4 protein-coding genes and 2 pseudogenes are annotated in these 6,776 nt (G+C 74.0%); 5 read left to right on the top strand and 1 reads right to left on the bottom strand.

Annotation, left to right across the window (positions count from 1 at the left end; all coding sequences use genetic code 11):
- Positions 1 to 239 precede the first annotated feature (239 nt).
- From ACFV0G_RS06450 to ACFV0G_RS06430, 5 genes and pseudogenes are all read left to right on the top strand, one after another.
- Entirely contained in the window at positions 240 to 545 is a 306-nt protein-coding gene (locus ACFV0G_RS06450; protein WP_380542545.1) for a DUF3040 domain-containing protein, read from the top strand.
- A gap of 593 nt (positions 546 to 1,138) precedes the next feature.
- Positions 1,139 to 3,103 carry a putative Ig domain-containing protein gene (locus tag ACFV0G_RS06445; protein WP_380542542.1) on the top strand — a complete coding sequence of 655 codons (1,965 nt, stop codon included), beginning with the start codon at positions 1,139 to 1,141 and terminating at the stop codon, positions 3,101 to 3,103.
- A gap of 470 nt (positions 3,104 to 3,573) precedes the next feature.
- Positions 3,574 to 4,128: a hypothetical protein gene (locus tag ACFV0G_RS06440; RefSeq protein WP_380542539.1), complete on the top strand. Its 555-nt coding sequence runs from the start codon at positions 3,574 to 3,576 to the stop codon at positions 4,126 to 4,128.
- 74 nt (positions 4,129 to 4,202) lie between these two features.
- Positions 4,203 to 4,778: a GNAT family N-acetyltransferase gene (locus tag ACFV0G_RS06435; protein WP_380542536.1), complete on the top strand. Its 576-nt coding sequence runs from the start codon at positions 4,203 to 4,205 to the stop codon at positions 4,776 to 4,778.
- A gap of 220 nt (positions 4,779 to 4,998) precedes the next feature.
- Positions 4,999 to 5,553: pseudogene (locus ACFV0G_RS06430) on the top strand (MarR family winged helix-turn-helix transcriptional regulator); the annotation flags it as partial.
- A gap of 127 nt (positions 5,554 to 5,680) precedes the next feature.
- On the opposite strand, the pseudogene dacB reads toward ACFV0G_RS06430, so the two are convergent.
- Positions 5,681 to 6,670 (bottom strand): annotated as a pseudogene (gene dacB, locus ACFV0G_RS06425) (D-alanyl-D-alanine carboxypeptidase/D-alanyl-D-alanine-endopeptidase); the annotation flags it as partial.
- Positions 6,671 to 6,776 lie beyond the last annotated feature (106 nt).

Raw genomic sequence — 6,776 nt, 5'->3', positions numbered from 1 at the left:
CCAATTACCAAACCCACTCGGCCCCCCGCGGCCGGGGGGCGGCCCCCCCCCCCGCCGCCCCCCCCCCCCCCCCGCGCCCCCCCCCCCCCCCCCGGGGGGGGGGCCGCGGCGTTTCGGCGTCGAACCCTGCCGTCCCTGCCGTTCCTGCCGTCCCCGGCCGGTCGGCCGGCATGGTGTGTGGGCCGCCGGGTACAGGACGTATGCCGACTGTGTGTGTCGAGGCGACGCGGGAGGTTCCCATGCTCACTCCGCGTGAGCTGCGTCTGCTTGCCGAGGCCGAGGACGACCTCGCCCGTGACCGGCGCCTGGCCCGCCGGCTCCTGCGGCACCGTGTGGGGCCGCGCTGGTGGGGGAGTCCGCGGGCACTCGCGGTGCTGCTGGTGGTGCTCGCGGTCGGCGGGGTGTCGGCGGTGGTCGCCGGATGGGCCACCGCCACGGCGACCGGGGTCCTGGCGGGGTCGGCCGTGTGGGGGAGTACGTGGGTTGCGGCCGGGATCCTGGTGGCCCGGATCGCCGTCCTGACCCGGCCCGGACGGGCCCGCTGACCACGGGCCCGCTGACCGCGGCCCGGTGATCACCGGTGTGCTGACCCGCCGGCGCGCGGGGGAGCGGGTGCCCTTCACCGTGTCCGGCCGGGGCGGTCCGGCGCGCCGGCCCCGATTCCCGTCCCGAATTCTTCACATTCTGACGGTCATTCAGCTGATCTGGCGTCGGGCCGGGCGCGGCTGCCCCGCGCGGGGCATTTTCCAAGAATGAGCAAAGGAATCGCACTGAATTCCCCTCTGAAGTCTGTTAACAGAGGGCCGGAGTTGAAAACTGTTCATGTCCGGCAGTGCCGTTCGGTGAACGAACTGTGCCTCTCACCTGCTCGGACAGTGATTCTGAATGTTTCCTGAGACGGGTCCATTGACGGTGTGTCGGTGGCTCTGCTTTGCTTCGGTCCGCAGACGGGCGACCAGCCCCACATGACGAGCATTCAGCTCGCTGGTCAGTGCATCGAATTACCGGATCGGGGTCCCGTGCGTGTATGCGGGGGCCCTTTCCGGGATGCGCCCGACCCGTCGGCTCCTGTCCAGGAAACCGGCTGTCCGGCGCCCACCGGTGTGCGGGCGGTCGCATGAGAGAGGCTCCCCCACCGATGGGTAGTTCCCCCACCACCAGGCGGTCGAGGCTGGCGGCGCTCACCGGCGTCGCGTCGCTGACGCTCGCGGCCGCCGGCCTCGCCGTCACCGCGGCCCCGGCGCAGGCCGCCCCGACCCCCGCACCGGCATCCGCGGCGGCCGTCTCGGGCCAGGCCCACCACAACGCGGCCACCGCCGAATCGGGCATCTCCAACGAGTTCAACCCGTTCAGCCCGGCGCTCACCCAGAGCACCATCCCCGGCATGAAGCAGTACGCCGCCCAGAAGCGGGCGCGCATCGCGCACCAGCTCCAGGCGGCGGCCACCGGCCAGCAGACCCTGTCCTACGGCGGCGGCGTCGACGGCATCGGCGTGCAGAGCGGCCACTCCAAGGTCTACCTCGTCTTCTACGGCACCCAGTGGGGCACCCAGGGCACCGACGCCAACGGCAACGCCACGTTCTCGGGCGACTCGGCCGGCGCCGCGCAGGCCACCCAGAACATGTTCAAGGGCATCGGCACCAACGGCGAGACCTGGTCGGCCGACCTGACCCAGTGGTGCGACGGCGCGAGCGTGGCCACCGGAGCGACCAGCTGCCCGGCCAACGCCAACTTCGTCCCCTACCAGAGCGGCGGCGTGCTCTCCGGCGTCTGGTACGACAACGCCGCCGCGTCCCCGGCGTCCGCGACCGGCCACCAGCTCGGCGTGGAGGCCGTGAACGCGGCCGCCCACTTCGGCAACACCACGGCCGCCTCCAACCGCGACGCCTACTACGTGATCCTCTCCCCGCACGGCACCAACCCCGACAACTACCAGAGCCCGACCCAGGGCTACTGCGCGTGGCACGACTGGAACGGCGACACCACCCTCACCGGCGGCGCCGCCAGCTCCCCGTACGGCGACATCGCGTTCTCCAACCAGCCGTACAACATCGACATGGGCGCCTCCTGCGGCGTCGGCTTCGTCAACTCGCCCGGCACCCTCGACGGCTGGACGATGACGCTGGGCCACGAGTGGCACGAGATGATGTCCGACCAGAACCCGGCCGGCGGCTGGACCAACCACGTGTCGGGCAGCTCCTACAACGGCCAGGAGAACTCCGACGAGTGCGCCTGGATCAAGCCCGGCCAGGCCGGCGGCGCCGCCAACGTCTCCTTCGGCTCCTTCGGCACCTTCGCCGAGCAGGCCAGCTGGTCCAACGACACCAACTCCTGCGCCATCACCCACGCGATCCTCACCCACGGCAGCACCAACACCGTCACGGTGACCAACCCCGGCAGCCAGTCCGGCACCGTCGGCACCGCCGCCGCCCTGCAGATCAGCGCCACCGACTCCGCCTCCGGCCAGAGCCTGACCTACGCGGCCACCGGCCTGCCGACCGGCCTGTCGATCAACACCACGACCGGCCGCATCTCCGGCACCCCGACCGCCGCCGGAACCTTCTCCACCACCGTCACCGCGACCGACACCACCGGCGCCGCCGGCTCCACCACCTTCACCTGGACCGAGGCCCCCTCCGGCGGCGGCACCTGCACCGCGGCCCAGCTGCTCGGCAACGCCGGCTTCGAGACCGGCACCGCCGCCCCCTGGACCACCTCCACCGGCGTCGTCGACAACTCCGCCTCCGAGGCCGCGCACTCCGGCTCCTGGAAGGCCTGGATGGACGGCTACGGCTCCGCCCACACCGACACCCTCTCCCAGACCGTCACCGTCCCGGCCGGCTGCAAGGCGACCTTCAGCTTCTGGCTCCACATCGACACCGCCGAGACCGGCTCGACCGCGTACGACAAGCTGACCGTCACGGCCGGCTCGACCACGCTGGCGACCTACTCCAACGCCAACGCCGCCACCGGCTACACCCAGAAGTCCTTCGACCTCTCCGCCTTCGCCGGCCAGAGCGTCACCCTGAAGTTCACCGGCGTCGAGGACTCCTCGCTGCAGACCAGCTTCGTCATCGACGACACCGCGCTCAACGTCTCCTGACACCACCGGCCACACCACCGGGGCGGGCCACCACGGCCCGCCCCGGTGCCGTCGCACCCCCGCCACCGACTCCCGGCAGCCCCCGCCGCCGGTCGCCATCGCCCGCAGACACCCCCTGCCGCCGCCGGCCCCCGGTCCCTCCGACGCCGCCGGCCCGCCGGCACCCGGCACCTCCTGCCGCCGCCGGTCCCACCGCCCCCCCGCATCCCCTGCCACGGGTCCTCCCGGCCCCCGCCGCCGGCCCCTGGGCAGCCCGCCGCCGGCCTGCGCCGCCGGTGTTCCCTGCCACGGGTCTTCGCGTCGCCCGTCGCCGCCGGTGCTTCCGCCGGCGCTTCCGCCGGTCCTTGCGGCGGTCCCTCGGTGGCCCGCCGCCGGGGACGGGGGTGGGGACGGGATCCGGAAGGGCCGCCGCCGCGTCTGATTCCTGCCGGCCGACGAACGAGCCGCCCGACCACCCACGGAGCCCCGCCATGATGACACCGCCCCCCAGGAGAACCGCCGCGCTCGCCTGCACCCTGCTCGCCCTGGCGGCACTGACCGGGTGCGGCCCGCACGACGCGGGCACCTCCGCCGCACGGCCCGCCACACCACCGCCCGCCACCGCCACCCCCACGAACCCCACGAGCCCCGCGGGCGGCGGTACCACCGCGAGCCCCGCGGCCGGCGCACCGGCCGGCAACGCGAGCAGCCCGGGCGGTGCCGCCTCCGTCACCCTGGACGAGCACGCCAACCACACCCGCATCACGGTCCGCCTCGGCACCACTGTCCGCCTTCAACTGCACAGCACCTACTGGTCCGCCCCCGCCAGTTCGGACCCGGGCCGGCTCGCCCCCCAGGGCGCCCCCACCACACTCCCCGGGCCGTCCTGCCGCCCCGGCAGCGGCTGCGGGACGCTCACCACCGCCTTCACCACCCGCAGCACCGGAGCGGTCCAACTCACCTCCCGGCGCACCAGCTGCGGCGAGGCCAAGCCCTGCCCGCCCGACCAGCAGACCTTCACCGTCGACATCGACGTCACCCCCTGACACCCCCTCGCAGCCCGGGACGCGCGCCCGAAAATGCTGTTGCCGGCGGCAGCGGCACACACCATCCTCCGGGCATGGACCTTCCCCCGCAGGTGATCGAACTGGACGACCTGACGCTGCGCAGCTTCCACGGCGAGGCGGACGCCGCGGAGCTGTTCGGGGTCATCGAGGAGGCGCTGGAGCACCTGCGCCCCTGGGTGTCCTTCGCCGCCGAGCACTCGTGGGCCTCGACCCTCGAATTCCTGGCCCGCCGCCCGGTGCTCTGGGCGAGCGGGCAGGCGTTCACCTACGCGATCGTGCTGGACGGGGCGATCGTCGGCTCCTGCGGGCTGTTCCGGCGCACCGACACCCCCGACAACGGCCGTGAGATCGGCTACTGGCTGCACCCCGCCGCCACCGGCCGCGGCGTCGCCACCCGCGCCGTGCGCGCCCTGTGCGAGCAGGCGTTCCGCCTTGCCGGCGTCGACCACGTGGAGATCGTCCACGACGCGGCCAACCACGCGAGCGGCGCCGTCCCGGCCCGACTCGGCTTCACCGAACACCTCCGCCGCCCCGCCCGGCCCCTCGCCCCGGCCGACACCGGCGAGGACCGAATCTGGCGCCTGACCCGCCCCCACGGCAGCACCCCGGCCGCCACCCGGGCGGGCTGACGGCACGTCGTCGCCGGGCCCCGGACGGTGCCGGGGCAGGGGGCCCGTGCCGGGTCGGCGGCCCTTTCCCGTGCGACTCCCGGTTCCTCCGGGCGCACGGGGGTGCCGCTCCCTGCGGGGGTGTCCGGGCCGGCGGCGCTCGCTCGCGCAGCGTCTGCCGGTGCCGGCCCGGGGATGGGGCGCGTACAATTTTTGGATCCGAACGATTGGAGCGTGGCGGGTGCCCTCGGAGCGTTCTCTCACCGAAGCCGAGAAGTTGGCCGAGGCCAGGCTCGGCGGGATTCCGCTGCGGCGCGAGCAGATGGCCGTGGTGGCCAACATCTACCGGGCGGCGTCGGCCGTGCGGCAGCACCTGGAGAACTCGGTGCTGCGCGAGGCCGATCTGACCTGGACGGCGTTCGTCGTGCTCTGGGTGATCTGGATCTGGGGCGAGTCGGAGACCCGGCAGGTGGCCGAGGAGGCGGGTATCTCCAAGGGGACGCTCACCGGCGTGGCCCGCACCCTGGAGTCCCGTGGGCTGGTGGCACGTGCGGACCATCCGAGCGACGGCAGGCTCGTCCTGTTGGATCTGACGCCGGAGGGCCATGCGCTGATGGAACGGGTCTTCCCCAGGTTCAACGAGGAGGAGGCCTTCGTCACCGGCACCCTCGGCGACGAGGAGTGCCGCCGCACCGCCGACGGGCTGCGCAAGGTGGTGCTGCAGGTGCAGCAGCACGGCGAGGAGCGTCGGATCTCGCTCCTGGACGGGCAGGCGCCCCCCCCCCCACCCGGCGGGGTGCCTGCGCGCGCAGCCGCGGCGCGGCCGGCGCGGTGGTCGGGGTGGCGGGGGCGGTGTGCCCGGCGGCCAGCCGGACGGCGAGGGCGTCCATCACCGGGCGCGGGCTGGTGCCGGCGAAGTTGCTGAACATGGCGGTGAAGATGAGCCGGCGGCCGTCCGGGGCGGTGACGTACCCGGTCAGGTTGTCCACGCCGCTCATCGAGCCGCTCTTGGCGTGCACGTTGTTCTCGGCGGCGGTGCCGCGCATCCGGGCGGCCAGGGTGCCGCCGACCATGCGCGCCGGGTTGCCGGCCACCGGCAGGGCGTCGTACCAGGCCTGGAACCACGGCCGGTCCTGGGCGAGCTTCATCAGGGCCGCCATCTTGGCGGGGGTGACGAGGTCGTAGCGGGACAGGCCGGAGCCGTCCACCTGGCGGCCGGCCGGCGAGGCCAGGCCGTTCGCCTTGAGGAAGGCGTTGATCTGGGTGATGCCCGCGCTCCAGCTGCCGCTGCCGCCCTTGACCTTGCCGATCTCCTTGGCGAGGGACTCGGCGATGCCGTTGTTGCTGATCTTCATCATCGGCGTGATCAGCTCGCCGAGCGTCTTGGAGTCGTGGCTCACCAGCGGCGCGGAGGTCTCGGTGCCGGTGGCGGCCTGGACGCCGTGCAGCACCTTGACGCCGTGCCGGGCGAGGGCGCCGGCGAAGACCCGGCCGGCCAGCGCGGTCGGGTCCTCGACGGTGACCCAGGAGGTGGTGGGTGCGGCGCCGGCCGCCACGCTGCCGCCGACCACCAGCTCGTTCACGCCGCGCCGGCGCTCCAGGGTGGCGCCGCCGCCGCTGCCCGCCGCACCGGTGGTGATGCTGCCGGTGATCTTCATCGGCGTCTCGGCCGGGTTGAGGGCGATCGCGGCCGGGGCGCCGGCCGCGCCCGGGGTGACGGTCACCTGGACGGTGTCCATCGTGTACTCGGCGTCGGTGGAGACGGTCAGGCCGGATATCTGCGGGCTGTACGAGTACTGCTCGTCGTCCCAGGCCCAGCCGGGCCCGAGCGGGGTGCGCTCGAACCGGCTGCCGTCGGCGAGCACCCGGCCGTTCACGGTGGTGATGCCGGCGGCGGCGACCTTGGCGGCCAGGTCGTCGAGGTCCTGGGTCAGCAGGCTGGGGTCGCGGGCCCCCCCCCCGCGCTCGGTGGCGGTGTTGCGGGCCGCCCCCCCCGGGGGCGGGGGGGGGGGCGCGGGG

It is taken from the genome of Kitasatospora sp. NPDC059571 (assembly GCF_042735675.1).
Taxonomy (GTDB): domain Bacteria; phylum Actinomycetota; class Actinomycetes; order Streptomycetales; family Streptomycetaceae; genus Kitasatospora.
The sequence above is the reverse complement of the archived record's forward strand: the minus strand, read 5'-3'. Positions and strand labels throughout refer to the sequence as shown.